This window comes from Paraburkholderia saeva, assembly GCF_907164555.1.
Taxonomy (GTDB): Bacteria; Pseudomonadota; Gammaproteobacteria; order Burkholderiales; family Burkholderiaceae; genus Paraburkholderia; species Paraburkholderia saeva.
In genome coordinates this window covers 78,690-94,336 of sequence record NZ_CAJQZC010000004.1, presented here as the reverse complement: position 1 = coordinate 94,336, position 15,647 = coordinate 78,690, and the positions used below count along the sequence as shown (strand labels likewise).

The following is a 15,647-nucleotide window of genomic DNA, read 5'->3' as shown; positions in this document are numbered from 1 at the left end:
TTACATTCTGGAGTCAGTCATGCAAGCCCAATCCGAAACCATGACGGTAGATACCGCCGAACCCGTGGCCGTGCTCGAATCCCACTTCGGTAACGAGCAGCCCATCGTGACCGTCCCGTATTCCACCCTGCGGCCTTCGCCACTTAATGCGCGCACGAAACCCCTGTCGGGCATTCCTAGCCTTGCCGCCAATATACGCGCCAAGGGTCTACTGCAAAACCTTGTCGTCCACGAGATAAAGGGATCGCGCGGCAGGCAGCGCAAATACGGCGTGTGCGCCGGTCAGCGCCGCGAGGCCGCACTCGACCTCCTGTTCGAACAGAAAGACATCGCCGCCGACTACCCGGTCCCGGTACGAATCGTCAATGAAGGCGAAGCCCTCGCCATTTCACTGATCGAAAATACCGAGCGCGAGGGACTCGATCCCTTCGACGTGCTGCGCGCATACCGGATGCTGGCCGAGGAAGGGCAAAGCGTCGACTACATCGCCGCGCTCTTTTCCGCCTCGCCGCTCACGGTCAAACGGCGCATGAAGCTCGCCAGCGTATCCCCAAGGCTGCTGTCCCTGCTTCGGGACGACGCGATCACGCTCGACCAGCTTGCTGCGCTCGCCCTCGCGGACAACCACGAAACGCAGGAACACATCTGGTTCGATGCGAATGAATGGCAGCGCCAGCCAAACTATCTGCGGCAGGCCATCACGAGGGCCGAAATCGACGCGAGCCGCAGCCGCCTTGTGCGTTTCATTGGCCTCGACACCTATGAAGCGGCAGGCGGATATGTACGGCGTGATCTTTTCAGTGACGACGGGAATGCGGGCTACATTGCCGATGCCGAACTGCTGCAGCGTCTCGTCGCGCAGAAGCTCGACGCGGCTGCAGAAGAAGTGCGCGCCGAGGGTTGGGGTTGGACAGAAAACCGAGTCGAGCGTGACATGCTAGAGCTTAATCGCTACGGCAAGCTGCGCCCCATCCAGCGCCCCTTGACCGACGACGAGCAGCGCGAAATGGATGCGCTTACCGCAGAGCAGGATGAACTGGCCGGGAAGCTGGAGGCACTGTCCGAGGACGACGAAAATGCCTATGAGGAAGCCGACCGCCTCGATGCTGAAATCGAACGGGTCAACGCCGCGATCGTCGCACTCGAAAGCCGCGCTCTCGCGTGGGATACACAGCAGATGGCGGAGGCAGGTGCGTTCGTGATCATCGATCCGCAGGGAAAACTGCTCATCGAGCGCGGTCTCGTGCGGCGCGAGAACAGTGCGGCGCTGGACGCGGCGGGTGCGACTGTCACCGGCATACCACAGGCGAAGGCTGCGGACCTAACAGATGGTCCTGTACCGAAGATCAAACCGGTCCACAGCGCGAAACTCTGCCAGCGGCTCACCGCCCACCGCACCGTCGCCATCCACGCCGAAATGGTCGCGCAGCCCTCCGTCGCGCTCGCCGCCCTGTTGCGGCATCTCGTCCTACAAGCGCTGCCCGAGCACTACGGCTACACGTCTGCGCGCGACTATCTGGCGCTATCCGGCGACAACAATCATGACAGCCTGCTGCGCGCGGCGGACGACCTGCCCACCAGCGCCGCATGGAACACGATTGAGGCACAACGCGCCCGATGGGTCGCTGAGTTGCCAGTGAAACGCGCCGACCTGTTGCCGTGGCTCGCGAAGCAGGATCCCGGTACGACGTTGCTTGACCTGCTTGCCTTCTGCACCGGCACCCTGCTCGACGGCATCGTGAGCGAGGATAAGCCGCAGACGATCAATGCGCTCGCGGGCGCGCTGAACCTCGACATGACCCGGTACTGGACACCGACCCGTGTCACGTATTTCGATCATGTTAGCAAGGCGCGCATCGGGGAAGTCGTGTCCACAGCCGTTTCGCCCAAGGTTGCAGCCGACCTCGGGAAGATGAAGAAGGCCGACGCCGCTGCCGCAGCCGAACTACGTCTGGCGAAGGTCGCATGGCTCCCGGAAATCCTCACCGATACGGAAATCCCGGTCACGCCGTCTTGGGAAGACCGCGACGACGAGGATGGGAACGCCGGGGAGGACGGACACGGCCCGGAACCCGGCAATGGTTCCGACGACACGCACGAGGACGACGAAGGTGCCGCCGAGCCCGGAAGCGATCACAGTGGCATCAACAACACGGCTTGTGATGGGACCGTGTCTCCCGCCGCAGCCGGCACGCAGCCGCCGTGGCCCTTCCCGACCACTGCCGGCCTCGCGCACGCTTCATGATGCGTTCGCGTTCATGAAAGGCGACATCAAGGAAGTATGACCCGTGCGGGCAGACGGCAATCCGTCTGCCCGCACCATGTGACTACCGGAGTAGCGACCCGCCAGCGCACCCGCTGTCGCCGCGAGCAGGATCACGATCAGCGCCCCGACCACCAGTGCGCGGAACGCCTTCGTCATCCGTCGCGCGGCTATCTGGTCAACCTCCGCGGCACGCGCCGCCGCCGCGCTCATCTCCCGTTCAAACAGAGCTACCGCTGCGTCGAGTTGCTGCCGGTGCTCGCGCGCCGCGACGGCTACCGCGCCCACTACCCGGTTTCCCGCGATGCGCGCAATCCGGTCAGCCGCGCGCCCCGCCTGCGCAACCAACGCCTGTTCATTCAGTGCCGCGAGCGTCGCGCGATACCTCGCCTCGTGCTCAACAGCCATGCGTTCTGCGAGTTCGATTGTCGCCTTGCAGCGCGCGAGCGCGTCACGGTGCTGCGCCATCAACGCGTCCGTTGCCTCACGCGCCTCCTCGCGCACTGCGTCCAGATTGCCCTTGCCTGCCTGCCGGATGCGCTCCGGCATCGCTTCGTAAAGCCGCGCATAGTATTCGAGCACCGCCAGCACCGACCACAGCGCATCGTTGTCGCGCAAATTCAGGGCCACCGACACCCGGCGCATGCGCAGCAGGCTCGCGTCGTCCGGCTTCTCGCCGGTCACGTCGTAAAAGAGCCGGGCGAGCGGATCGACAGGACGTCCGCGCCGCGCCCGCCGCTCAGGCATTGCCCGTCACCCCGGTGAACATCGCGTCATAGAGGGCCCGCCAGCGCAGCAGTTCTGCGCGCTGCCCAATGGGCAACGACTCCGCCGCCTTGTGCACCGACAGGCGCTGACTGCGCAGATCGTCCGCCACGCGATCCGCGAGTTCGGGAAAGTCGAGCGACTTGCCCTTCGCCTCGACACTCTTGCGGATTTTAGAGTCCTGATACAGCACGAACCTGTCCGGTGTGCCGTAGTGGCCATTGCGCACGACGTGCGTCATCGCGTCCGGGAAGGTTTCACCGAACTGCCGCAGCAGTTCCAGACTGTCGCGCTGCCGGTTGATCACCCAGAACACGACCAGCCGCCTGCCAAGCTCGCCCAGCGTGCTGGCCAGCGTCGCACCGTAGCGGGCGACGCCATCCTGATTGCGGGCTGCCGTGCTGACCACCACCACTGCGTCGCGATGATCGTCGCAGTAGTTCACGAAATTGATCCAGCCGTCCGCTTCGTCCAGGTCAAACGCGGCGCAATCAATCTCGCCCTGCACGGCCTTCATCACGTCGGGGTTTGACGTGTCGTTCTCTACCAGCACGGGTTTCACGCCGCGCCGCTGCAGATGATCGACCAGCGCGAGCGCGACGAGGCTCTTGCCTACGCCACCCTTACCGCCGCCCACAAGATAGATGGGATTGACTGTCGTATCCATCGCGACTCCTCTACAGATCGTCGGTGTCGGGCCGAATCGCAAATCCGAGTGCGCCCTGCACCGGCCTGGATTGCGATCTGGCTTCGGTCTCTCCCCCATCCTTGCGAACATGCTTTGCCGGAGACGTCACACCCCGCACGCGCGATTGCGCCGTGAACACCTTCTCAGCACCAGTCGCGCGTGCACTCGGCGCAGGCCGCGCACCACCACCGGCTCCACCGTCTTTTCTGGTCGAGCGCAGCGCGTAGCGAATTGTCCCAGCCGTGATGTCGAGACCCTGCCGCCGAGCCTGCTCCGCGATCTGCTCCAGCGTATAGCCCTTCGCCTGCGCCGTCCGCACGCGCACGCGCATGTCCTTCATCGCATCGCGCACCGTCACGCCACGTTCTGTATCCGGCTTCTCTGGCAGCGCATCGAGCGCGCGACCAAACGCCTCCCATTGCGACTTCGTATAGACCTTCGCAACAGGCATCGTTACCCTCCTGAACATCGTCTACGCATCGCTGTGACACCATCGTGCGCACGTCCTGAGCACGCGTCAACACGGTTTTTGCGCACGACTTGCTCATGCAGGAACACACCGGCAGTGACGGGAAAGCAGAAGAACAACGCACTTTTTTGCGTATGTGGTGCGCACGCGACACGCTCCACCAACGCGTTAAGGAACCCCGGGGCAGCGCTGCCGTTCACTCTGGAGGCCATCACCTTGACGCGGGATTCTGGCTTTTCTCTCATCACATGTGCGCGTGCGGATTCCAGCCCTCTACGCCGAGATTACTCGCAGTGCTCCACACTTAACCGAGACGTCCACGCTCACACGATAGTGCGTCACGCGCACCTCAACTCACGCAAGTCCTCGTCTGCTCTGCGCAATACGTTGACAGCTCCTGCACTAGACTTGGTTTCTTTATACGGCCCGCGAAACGCATCGCTCAGCGCATTTACTCTGCGAGCGATTCGCACTTTTCGCACACGCCAAACGCGCCAGAGTACGCACATTCGGCACGTCGGGTTCGCCACTGGTCAGCAGTTCATGGCGCAGTGGTTGAGCATCCTTCAAGACGTCGCTTACGCAATGCGTTGACTCGGATGCCAACGACACGCCGCATCGTCTTTGCAACGACAACGCACGCCGTTCTCCAGGGATCGATCGGACGTTTACGCGAAGGCAGAAACCCCTGCGCACGGCGTTTACTTTGGGTCACAGAAACGAACGGAAAACAAGGGATGGCAGGATAGGCTTGCGCCGGTTTCAGGCACCATGTGCGTATGCGCGTCCGCAAAGCCGGTCTACCTTAAGTTAGCATCGACGTCAGACAGTCTCGTCCGGCTGCGCCGCGACGCCCAGTACGTTCGCACGTGTGCGCTCCGATCGACCACGAGCTTGCTGTTGCAGCCGGCACGCCCAGTCGCCGTGCCAGTTGCAGGGCTCCTCCCTCAAACCCAGTGGTCGTCCGCGACCGTGCGTCCGCTCGCCGCCCCCGCGCCGGTGTTGATCGTCTGCGCGCATCACAGATTTCGCATATCATCGACATGAATATATTCATGTTTGCGCCCAGTATCTGACTATGGCAAGAGAGCCGCCGCGCGCGGAGCGCCGGGCGCAGCGATAGGGCTGCCCCCGCTCTCGATCACGGTCGCTTACCTCGACATGCTTCTTGGGGGCGACATCATGCATTGAGGGGCTCCACCGCAGTCGCAGCACCGGGGTCAGGGCTGCTCTAACGCTCGTCGAACAGCGCCAGAGTGTGCGCCTGACGCACTCGTGCCAGCACGTCATCGAAGCTTTCGTACTCGCTCCCTGGCTGAATGTAAGGCTGAATTTTCGCGAACGCAGCTCGAGCCGCAGGGCGCGAGCGATCCTTAAGATGAACCGCGTTCGCGAGAAGCTCGGCACTGGCACATCCCTTCCGGACGACGCCGCTCAAGGTGCGTAGCGTAATCGAGATAATGGGCTCTTCACTAGCGGCGAGCGCCTTGGCCGCCAAGATCCGGGCAGGAAGGCCAGCCACAAAAGCAAGATCTGCTGCCAAGCGCACGGCGAAATGACGTGCCGTCTCGCAGGTCTTGATATCCTTCTCCGCGGTCTCGATAGCTCGCTCGAGATCACAGAGCGGCTTGCCTGCCATCCACACCTCAAGAAGTGCTTTGATTACCGGGAGGGCTTTCTTCGCCTTCTTCCTGTCGCCTTCAACGGCGCGGTAGTCGGTCCCGAACAGCCCTTCGATGTCGTTAGGTCTGATCAGTTGGAGCAGCCATTCGGGACGCGTCTCAATCCAGCCGAATAGCGTCTGCATGCAATCCGAAGAGTTCCCAGCAAACGCGCCAGTTTCTACGAGCGATGTCAGGCTCGCCACGATCTTGTATGGGAGGCCCGACGACGCAGCGACGCGTTCCAGCCACGTAAGCTCCTGCTTCGGGGCGAGTTCGGCACGCCGCGCCAGAGCTGACGTGATGCGACTTTCGATCCACGCGACCTTGTCCACCCGGCGCTTACGGTATGCAGCGAAAGACCTGCGGATCATTAACTTGGCCGGCTCGTCCGGAGCCTCCCCGTCGCCTACGGGCAGGCGAGCGAGGAGGTATTCCTCGTTGCCTTCGTACAGCCCGGAATGGATCCGGTCGAGCAGAGCTGTTAGCGGATCGTCGATCTTCAGGCACTGATCCGATTGAGAGAAAATGCCCTGCAGGGTCATCCAGTGGCTGGTGATGTCGTTCTTCTCGTCGTCGATATTGATAATCTTGCTCGGTATGACGAGCACGAACCCCTGGCCGCCTTCACCCGCCCGGCCCGCCCTCCCCGCGGCGTTGAGAAGCTCATGGGCGTCGAGCTGCTTCATCTTGTCGCCTTCGACGTCCCATCGGCTGTCTCCCGCAATCAGGACGATGTCGCTTGGAAGGTTCATCCCTTGCGCGAGCGTCGACGTGGCGAAGAGTGCGTTGATGCCATCGCGCCGCTTGAACAGCGACTCATGCAAGAGACGCTCATGCTTGATAAGCCGCGCGTGGTGGCTGGCGGCGCTGCCCTCCACCCGGCCTTTGGCGTCTAGCTTCAGGTAGCAATGTTGCGGGCCGCCGAGTTCCTCCTCTACGAGCTTGCGCCACATTCGCTCCTCATCGGTGAGCGGAACGCGGCGCGTGGGCAGCAGCTCCCGAAAATGCCGAACGGTGGACTCGGCGGCAACGGTGCTCTGCACGAAAGTCAGCGTTTTCAAGCCATCTTCGGCGGCCGCGGCTGCGATCGCACCAGCGACCTTGTTGCCGTTTGGCGTTAGGTACCAGTCCTTCGTTCGCTTGTTCGCGCCCGTCGCGAACGCAACTGGCTCGTCGAGCAAAGCCATCAGCGCATAATCGCTGCGCTTGCGAGTCGCCCAGGTCTGTCGGAGGCAGAAGAAGGCGAGCGGCTGCGCATCGAGCTTCGACTTCAGCTTAGTCGGGACCCCTTTCGTGCTGGCGACGGCTTGCTCGGTGCGAATCAGGTTCTCGAGCTCCGCGATCCGGTCAGCGCTGTACGCGACGCATCCGCGCGCCTGCCGAGTGGGTTTCCACGCCAGGTCGAGCGCCAAGCATGGGCGGCCCGTCAACTCGGCAATCCATCCTGCGATTTCCTCCGCGTTCTGCATCATCGCCGAAATCAGCAGGAGGTCAGCGTCAGGCGCCGAGTGCGTGAGGTTGAGGATGCAAAGCATCGAATCGATGCTGCGACGGCTCCGATCCGCCTCCCTCGGGTGCAGAAGGTGACATTCGTCGAACATCACCAGCCCTACATCCTTGAACGCCTCCGGCTGCAAGGATTGCAGCATCAGACATCGCTCGGGTGTAGTAACGATGATCTCCGGCAACTCGACTACGTCAGAGAAGGTGATCTCCTCATCGAGATCACCGAAGACGCTGAAGTCCCTGAACGCATTCTGGAGTGTGAACGTCGTCTGATCGACGAGCGCTAAAGTCGGCGCGAGCACCACAGCCTTGCCGCCGCTGAGGAGAGCGGCGGCGATCTTTAGTTCGGCAAGTGTGGACTTTCCGCCTCCGGTCGGGAAGCTGACCGCTGCGGATACCCCCTTCGTGAGATACCCCTCATCGAGCGCGGCGCGATGGTTACGCCACAAATAAGGGCGCTTGCTGGCGGCTCGACGAACGACATTCCACCATTGCTTCTCGTCGACGCCTGAAGGCGCAGGCACGCGGCACAGGCTGGCGGCGGCCAGATCTCCCGAAATGGCGAGCAGCAGCTTCGCGACGTGGAGTGGCCCAGGAAAAACGCTGACGGCGCTGGGACCGTCGGCATCGAAGACGCCTTCGATCGGTGCGATACACAGGTCTATGACCTCGGTGAAGATCTCATGCGCCCAGGAAGTATCGACCGCTTCGGGATCGTCCTTCGGCCGCGTCAGCAACTCTCGCGCGAGCTGGATCACGCCTGCGTGCAGACGCCTCAGCAAGGCGTCCACGGCTCGGTTCGGCCCGCTTCGATCAGCCGGGCGATCATAGTCCTGGTCCCCTTCTTTGTCGGTGATCGCTCCAAGCCGCCCCGCAGCAAGATCGCCGATAGCCTTGATCAGCTGTGCTTCAGTCGAACGATCCTCCTCCTCGGGGACCAAGCGCTTTGCCATCTCGGCTGCATCGCTTTGCGAGTCCGCGATTAGGAACAGCAGGGTGCTGCAAATCTCTGGCGCCGCGCGGATGGCGTCGATGAAAGGCGTACGCCTCTCGTCGCCCTCTGAGATCTCGGCCATCAGACAGAGCTGGTGGGCGGTCCCAGCGACGAACGCCGCGGCCGCCCGGTCAGCACGCTCTGGCGCCGTGGCGACTAGCAGCTCCTGCGTGGCTGCCAGTCGGCGCATCTGGTCGAGGAGTTCAACCAAGATCTCGCTCCGTTCCTCCGTATCGGCAGCGCCCCGCAATCGGACACGCGCTGCGACGATCTCCGCGAACGCGTTGGTGAAGCGGCGGGGCAACTCCTCCAGATTAAGCGAGCTCAGCGGCGGCGCGGCGCTGATCAGATTGATTGTGACGGGATCAAACATCGTCCCTCCACGCTTCGATCTGCCCAATCGCCTTCGCCGCGAACTGTTCCATCCATTTCCGCAAACCAGGAATGGACATAGTCTCGGCCTGACGACGCTTGCGGTCGCCGGGCGCTACCTTTTCGAAGCCCTTGAAGAGCGCCTCGCGCATGCCGTCGTCATCGTGGGAGTTGTCGGCCGTGATGGCGACGCGATAGTGCCGGGCCTCTTTCCACAAGATGGTCTCAACTGCCGCGTCGATGTCCAACTCCGGGAAACGTAGCTGATGCGCCTCCAGGATCGCGCCAGTCTCCTGGATAAGCTCGGGCATCCTCTCGCCTCGCTCCAGCGCCCTGATGCCATCCCATACGTCACCAGTGATTGTCGACCGCTGGTTCACTGTCGCCTTATCCTCGAAGATGACGACGGCGGCAACCTTTTCGTTGGCTACGTCCAGTCGGAGCTGCATGCCATCGAAGCCCTTGTGGGCAAGGATGGCGTGTGGCGCCCGCACGACGGCCCCAGCGTCGTTCCGGTAGGCGGCGATCCAAGAGATCGCCTGGAAGATCCAGCCGTCGCGGTGGTACGGGTCCTTATCCTCCGGGACAGTGAGGAGCTTGATCGCTGCCTTGGCAGTGTCGCTACGTGTCGCGGGACCTTTTTTGTCGATTTTGGCGAGGATCGCTGCCACATGGCGCGACTGACCGAGTGCAAGATACGCGACTTTGCGAGCGAGGTCGTCCTCGTCAGCGATCGCCCAACGGGAGCCGTGGCAGAGCTTGCCGTGCGTCACCGGCGTTAGCGTCAGCGGCATTTTTGCCTGCCTTCAGCCGGTTCAGGCCAATACACGTTCAACCCCCTTGCTAATGTACATATTATTTTACGCTGCGGCGCGCTCATCCTTTGAAACTTTGCACACGTCCGCTGCTTATTGAAATTCGAAATATTGCGTTGAGCCAGATACATGGCTTGCCGCTCCTTTCGGGTTACCACCGCGCCTTAGGAATCTTGCTACATGTTAGCGTAACAGTGCCCGGAGAAGTGACGAGTCAGGCTTCCATACCTACCAACAATGCTCACGTACTAACGCGTCGTTTCAGGCCAAAGTAGATGAAAACGTCGAAACGATATCGATCAATGATCGGTTACGACTCAGTCAAGCACTCCATTTAGCATTCTCACGCGAGTGACCAGACTCTCCATAAGCTGATCAACCCGTTCGTTATCGACGTTGTGTCGACCATAAGCCTGTGGTCGGACGATGCTTGCAAGCTCCGAAATCGTCAGATAACGCCCATAATTTTGATCCGACGATATACCAGCAGTCAGACTCGCTTCTTTGCCGAGATTAGTAGCGAGCGCACCGCACTCACCACATGCAATTACACGCTGCTTCGGGTATCCCGAAGGCTGATCATAAAAGTCGGGGTCAGATAGCAGGAAGGTCCAGTCCTTTTTCGACTTCCGAACAGTTTCACGCTTCGATCTCTTGCACGTCACGCAGCACCAATCGTCTGGAACACGACTCCAGAACTTCGTAGAAGTGACCTTGGCGACGTATTCAATATCCTTATCGCTGGGACCCGATCCAGGTTTCGGCTGAACGACGCGCCGCCATTGATCGAACACATCGGAAAGCGGCCGGCATTTATCGCCCGCTAGCTCATAGTGAGCCCCCGGCGCATAGTTATAACTCGCGATAGATTCCGCGTTCTTATAAACTTCCTCTGCTCGCTGCATACGAGGGATTTCCTGGTGCCAGTGCGCATCGGTCGCGGCGATCATCGCTATACGTTTAACAATCTTAAGGCGCAGCGCGAACGTCTCGGTCTGACTCTTCCAGATTCGCCTAGCTTCGTCTCCGTCAATCTCATGCGGCTGATTGGGTCGTGGCCGAACAAACTGACGGATTTCCTGTGGCGAGTACGAGAAATTCTTGTGTGTATTCGCAGCGCTCTTCGCCATGGCATCCGCGCCATTGCAGTCGTCGCAAACGATAGTATTGTCATAGGCAGAGACCATTTGCGACGCGCGATCAGCGAATCGCTTGGCTCGCTCGTCCGCGACAACGACGTCCTGAGCTTTGCACGCGAGCTTGAATTCTCGCTCGACCAGATCTTTCATGTGATCGTGATGTTCCACTAACCGGCACATCAACCGTTGCTTACTGTTGAGACGCACGATATCGGCCTTCGTCCGACCGCACGATGGGCATATCCAGTCCGTGGGAGTGAAGCTCCAAGCAGACGTCATGTCCACGCCGTCGGCGCCAAACCGTTCGATCAGCATGCGTGTCAATGGGGACATCACGCCATCGAGCGGAGATTGACCTCGTGCCACTCTCGCAAAAAAGTTTTCGCGTGACTTTCGCAAAGCCACAACAAGTTCATCATCCATTCGATTTATCGGGTAGAGGTGTCGTTCGCTGCAATACCACGATGTCCGCAACACTAAAATGACATGGCATTGCATTCGTGACACGACCATCTATATTAAAAGAGGCAGTCGATACCGATTCCTGCAGCCAGGCTCTGCTCCTGATCGATAGCAAAGCCCCGATCGGGCCAAACACCCGGGAGAACATTCCGTGGAACCTCTAAAACTAACGCTTATCCTCGGCGCTGTCGTCGGAATTGCCAAAAGTATCCAACTATTTAGTCGCCACTGCCGGCGCCGGTTCGGCTACAGCTTTTTTACGAAGCGAGGATTCTGGCTTGCAGCCATCGGCATCAATTTCCTGTGGTGGGGATTCTATGCATGGGGAACCGCATTCCTGCGCCACACCCCGCAATCAGGTGGCATCATTCTCATGGGAATGGGGTTGGTCGCGGTCGCGTGGCTGATCTACGAGAACATCCGGGATACCGACCTCCCTCACGGAGCAGGTGGATCGGCTCTCCAGCTCGCGCTGTTCTTCCCTCTGGCTATTTACGGTGTTCCTATCCTGCTGATCACCGTGCTCTTTCTGCTCTTTGCCACGTTCAAAGCAGGGCCTGCTGTATGGTTCGCCGATCCGTGAGCCCTAACCTTGAACTGACGGCCTGCTGCGAACGAAACAGGTCTATCGCTTGATTCCCCCGGCATCAGAACAAGCCGGCCGGATCGTTAGCCTTGTCCCAGCGATAGATAATCAGCTCTCCACGCGGCGCCGCAGATCCTGCACCGCCGACTGTGTACTGGATTTCCACACGTTCGAAGTCCAGTTCCGCAAACACTTTCCGCATATCCGGATGGTCGTTCACGGTCACGATCGCGCGCCCTTTGATTTCTCTCATTACATTCGCCATCCGTTCATACTGCTCCATACCAAACGGCACCCCATAGCCCTCCGTCTGCCAGTATGGCGGATCGAGAAAGAAGAATATATGAGGTCGATCGTATCGGCTGATGCATACCTGCCAGTCGAGCTTTTCGATATAAGCGCCGGACAGACGAAGATGCGCCGCCGACAGCGTTTCTTCCAGACGCATCAAGTTGAGACCAGGCGACGATGTCGTAGCTGTCCCGAAGGTACGCCCCTCGACACGGCCACCAAAGCAGTTCAGTTGCAAATAATAGAAACGCGCGGCACGCTGAATATCAGTGAGCGTTTCGGGCAACGTATCGTTCAGCCACTTGAATACCTGCCGGCTGCTCAAAACCCATTTGAACTGGCGTGTGAACTCTTCGGGATGGTGCTGCACGACACGATAAGGATTGACGAGATCGTCGTTGACGTCGTTCAGCACCTCAATCTCTGCCGGCGGCCGCAAGAAGAATAGCGCCGCCGCTCCTGCAAAAACCTCGACATAGCAGGTATGCGGCGGAAAACGCGGAATCAGGACATCGGCCAGACGACGCTTGCCACCGATCCACGGCACGATAGGCATGACCATCAGTGCCTCCATATATCAGCGTTCGACATCCGGCTCGGCGCCATCCGACCGGCCGTCCACCGCCGGTGCCGTTCGATCCGGCTGCTCACGCGCTGCGTCCCGCGTGCGCCCGGTAACAGGCCGGTCCCGCTGCACCGGCATGGCCCCAACGAAATACGCCATCTCGACGGCCATCGCACGATCCTCACGTGTGCGCGACTTCGCCATCGCATAGGCCATCTCACGCCAGGCGGCAAAGACACCGCCATGCGCTATCCACCCTGCGTCACGCTGTGCATCGGTCGGCAACGGCGCCCAGTGGCTCGGCGTCTCGCCGCGCGCGATCATGTGCACAACCGCGGGTTTCGGATAGCGCTGCGTCGCGCCGCGCGCGCGCCGGGGCGTCGCGTTCGCCTCGACACCATGCTCGCGTAGCTGCTCCGCAAAGCGCTCACGCCAGCGCTGAAGATCCTGGTGACGCGGATTCAGGCGACGCCCGTCCGGGCCACGTACCTGCACGCTCAGATGCACATGTGGATGGGCTTCGTCGTCATGCGCCGCAAAGACGTACGCACGCCCATCGCCGAACTCCAGCGCTGCGAAGTCTCGCACCGCATTACGCACGGCCTGACGATCCGTGCCCGGTGGCATCGACAGCAGGATATTGAACACTTCGCGACGTGTACTGGTCTCCGGGATGCCCCACCCGCCGAGCTGCCAGGCCTGCGTGAGCTCGCGTAACGCATCGACACCGGCGATACGGTCACAGTCCTGGTCTTCCAGCTCGACCCTGCCATTACGGGAGATGTAACGCAAATGCCGACGCACAGCGCCCATGCCCTGTGCACTGGCCGCCTTGTTGGTGATCTTGACCATCACTTCCGGAGTGCGCCTGAGCGTCCGGGCTATCTGGGCGCGCATGCGGGCGGCTTCGTCACGAATGCCTGCGCGCGAGAGGCGCAAGGCACGGGCATGCCGAAGCGGTTCCTGAAACAGCCGGTCACCCCAGTTCACGAGCATCGCGTCGATGTAGATTTTCGGGTAAGGCATGTCAGCGGCTCCATCGGTCCAGGCTCGTGCGAATGACGGCCGCAGTCGCACGCAGGTGAGCATCAATCCGGCTCCGGATTTCCAGCCAGTCGGCCGTCCAATTCTCACGCACGGTCCAGGCCATGCCCGAACGCGCGAACTGGCCCAGCAAGCGGCTGATGCCAGCCAGTTGTCGATTGGACTCCGACAGCGCCTGCATCTCATGCTCACCAAGCTGAGGCTCGCGCGCTAACTGCGCGCGGACCAGTGACACGATCCAGCGGTTACCACTCAGCCCCATTGCGGATGCACGCTGCTCGACAGCCTCCAGTTCCGTCATGGTCAGGCGGATTTCGATGCGACTGCGCGGCTCTCCAACGACTGGCCTCGCCAGTCCCGGATCGGACGCGCCGGGCCGGCCGTCAGCGTCGTCATCGATGGCAGCGGCAATCAACTGTCGTACGCCTTCGCCTGCGGTCAAGCCACGGCGCATGCACCAGTCGTCCCAGCGCAACCTCACTGCCCCAAGTTCGACACACAGCCGCTCGCGCGCAACCACGATTCACCTCAACGCGACGGAGACATCGTCGGCGACTCAACCGGTGTCCGGTCGATCTCGCGAGCTGGCGCTTGCCCGGGTGTCGGGCGCCCGCGACGATCCCGGCCCGATGGTGCCTTCGGATCGAACACCTTCGGCGTCGGGACAGGAATCCCCTCCGTCTCGAACGCGACCAGCATGCGTGCCGCCCGCTGCTGCACGCGAGCAATCGAACGTTCGCCAAAGCCCTGCTCGCGCATCGCTGCGATCAGTACGGCTAGATGGAGCGTCTGTTCGCTTTCCTGGCGTGGCGTGCCACGTTGCGGCGGCTCGCCATTCGCCGGACTGGCGGGTTGCACAGGCGAGAGGGAAACTGTCCGGTCGCGCTGCGTGACCTCCACCTGCCAGGTATTCCGATAAACGTCCTTATCCTCTTCGCCGATTACCCTGCCTTCGCCATCAAGGACCGGCACCCGCACGGTCACCAGACGCTTGCCGAGATTTTCGAGCATCACCTGTTGCCCGATCCCGGCACCCGACTCACGCATGGCGCGCTCAAGATCCACGCCCCATACCGCCTGATCGATTCCTGACGGGTCGCGGAACACCACGTAATACGAGTCGCTGCGCGCGGGATTGTGCAGATACGGCGCGCTGCCGTGATCGCGCAGCTCACCGACATACCGTCGCGGAGCATCGGGTTCATCGTTTGCCGCGTTCCGGCCTGCTGCCGGGGAACGCGGCGGCGATACAGCATCCTGTCCTGGTGCGGAAGGCGAGGCTCCGTTGACGGCAGTGCCCGCATTAACCTGCGGAGCTGCCGCAGGTGCCGGCCGCACATCAGTGCGGCCTTGTTTGCCCGAAACAGCCGTCGCCCCAGCGTCCGCCGCGACCTCGATACGATTGTCCAGTCGCGCCTGCCGGGCATCCGCCAGACGGGCCAAGTCGGCAGGCTTCGGTTCGTAGCCGCTCACGTCGATGCCTAGCAGCGTCGCCTGCAACCAGACTTCGCTACGAAATGCCTCGTGGCCCGACACGCGGATACGCCGCCACGATTTGGCATGCGCCATTTCAATCATCGACTCGACCACGTCCGGGCGGTTGTGTTCGGTAACGAGGTAAGAGCCCAGATCCTCGAACGCGAGTTGATACGGCGCATCCTTCAGGAAATACTGGTTGCCCGCACGCAAGTAGCGCTTACGCACGCGTTCCGGCGGCTGGTCGATCGGCGCACGACCGCGATCCACCTCGCCCGCCGCGTCGGCGGGTGCGTGGCCACCGGCCTGTCGCGACGTGCCCGGATCGTCGCGCATCGCCTGATCGCGCAGTCTCGCGCGGGCGGTATCAAACTCGCGCCGACGCCGGGCGGATACAGCATCCATCGCGGCCGAATCCAGCGTGCCCTGACGATCGTTCGACGGAGCCGGTCCGCCGCTGCTACCCAGCACGTCCTGCTCGATCACGTTGATGACCGGATCGGCCTCCTGCGCGGAAGTTGTCTGCACCATGTCGCCACCTCGCATCT

12 protein-coding genes are annotated in these 15,647 nt (G+C 61.5%); 2 read left to right on the top strand and 10 right to left on the bottom strand.

What is annotated here, in order from left to right:
• Positions 1–19: 19 nt before the first annotated feature.
• Entirely contained in the window at positions 20–2,245 is a 2,226-nt protein-coding gene (locus LPA36_RS11930) for a ParB/RepB/Spo0J family partition protein (protein ID WP_228876703.1), read from the top strand.
• On the opposite strand, the gene LPA36_RS11925 is transcribed toward LPA36_RS11930, so the two are convergent.
• From LPA36_RS11925 to LPA36_RS11900, 6 genes are all read right to left on the bottom strand, one after another.
• Complete coding sequence (locus LPA36_RS11925) at positions 2,240–3,010, bottom strand: hypothetical protein (protein WP_228876698.1); 771 nt, start codon at positions 3,008–3,010, stop codon at positions 2,240–2,242. The genes LPA36_RS11930 and LPA36_RS11925 overlap by 6 nt on opposite strands.
• The gene (locus LPA36_RS11920; protein WP_228876697.1) at positions 3,003–3,695 is read right to left on the bottom strand and encodes a nucleotide-binding protein; all 693 of its coding nucleotides are present in this window, start codon (positions 3,693–3,695) and stop codon (positions 3,003–3,005) included. Before LPA36_RS11920 ends, LPA36_RS11925 begins: the two co-directional genes overlap by 8 nt.
• A gap of 10 nt (positions 3,696–3,705) precedes the next feature.
• Complete coding sequence (locus tag LPA36_RS11915) at positions 3,706–4,167, bottom strand: hypothetical protein (RefSeq protein ID WP_228876696.1); 462 nt, start codon at positions 4,165–4,167, stop codon at positions 3,706–3,708.
• A gap of 1,249 nt (positions 4,168–5,416) precedes the next feature.
• Positions 5,417–8,722 (bottom strand): DEAD/DEAH box helicase, encoded by a 3,306-nt coding sequence (locus LPA36_RS11910; protein WP_228876695.1) that lies wholly within the window; start codon positions 8,720–8,722, stop codon positions 5,417–5,419.
• Positions 8,715–9,515, bottom strand: coding sequence for a hypothetical protein (locus LPA36_RS11905; RefSeq protein ID WP_228876694.1), 801 nt, complete (start codon positions 9,513–9,515; stop codon positions 8,715–8,717). The genes LPA36_RS11910 and LPA36_RS11905 overlap by 8 nt, the downstream gene beginning before the upstream one ends.
• A 338-nt stretch (positions 9,516–9,853) precedes the next feature.
• On the bottom strand, positions 9,854–11,098 hold the full coding sequence (locus LPA36_RS11900) for a hypothetical protein (RefSeq protein WP_228876693.1): 1,245 nt from the start codon (positions 11,096–11,098) through the stop codon (positions 9,854–9,856).
• A gap of 190 nt (positions 11,099–11,288) precedes the next feature.
• Here LPA36_RS11900 and LPA36_RS11895 point away from each other — a divergent pair, with 190 nt between their 5' ends.
• Positions 11,289–11,720 (top strand): hypothetical protein, encoded by a 432-nt coding sequence (locus LPA36_RS11895; protein WP_228876691.1) that lies wholly within the window; start codon positions 11,289–11,291, stop codon positions 11,718–11,720.
• Positions 11,721–11,784: 64 nt separating this feature from the next.
• Here the strand turns inward: LPA36_RS11895 and LPA36_RS11890 are convergent, their stop codons facing one another.
• From LPA36_RS11890 to LPA36_RS11875, 4 genes are all read right to left on the bottom strand, one after another.
• Positions 11,785–12,576 (bottom strand): DNA adenine methylase, encoded by a 792-nt coding sequence (locus tag LPA36_RS11890; RefSeq protein ID WP_228876689.1) that lies wholly within the window; start codon positions 12,574–12,576, stop codon positions 11,785–11,787.
• A 15-nt stretch (positions 12,577–12,591) separates the two neighbouring features.
• Positions 12,592–13,605 carry a relaxase/mobilization nuclease domain-containing protein gene (locus LPA36_RS11885; protein ID WP_228876688.1) on the bottom strand — a complete coding sequence of 338 codons (1,014 nt, stop codon included), beginning with the start codon at positions 13,603–13,605 and terminating at the stop codon, positions 12,592–12,594.
• Position 13,606: 1 nt separating this feature from the next.
• Positions 13,607–14,065, bottom strand: a complete 459-nt coding sequence (locus LPA36_RS11880; RefSeq protein ID WP_324250930.1) for a plasmid stabilization protein — start codon at positions 14,063–14,065, stop codon at positions 13,607–13,609.
• An 86-nt stretch (positions 14,066–14,151) separates the two neighbouring features.
• Complete coding sequence (locus LPA36_RS11875) at positions 14,152–15,630, bottom strand: LPD7 domain-containing protein (RefSeq protein ID WP_228876686.1); 1,479 nt, start codon at positions 15,628–15,630, stop codon at positions 14,152–14,154.
• Positions 15,631–15,647 lie beyond the last annotated feature (17 nt).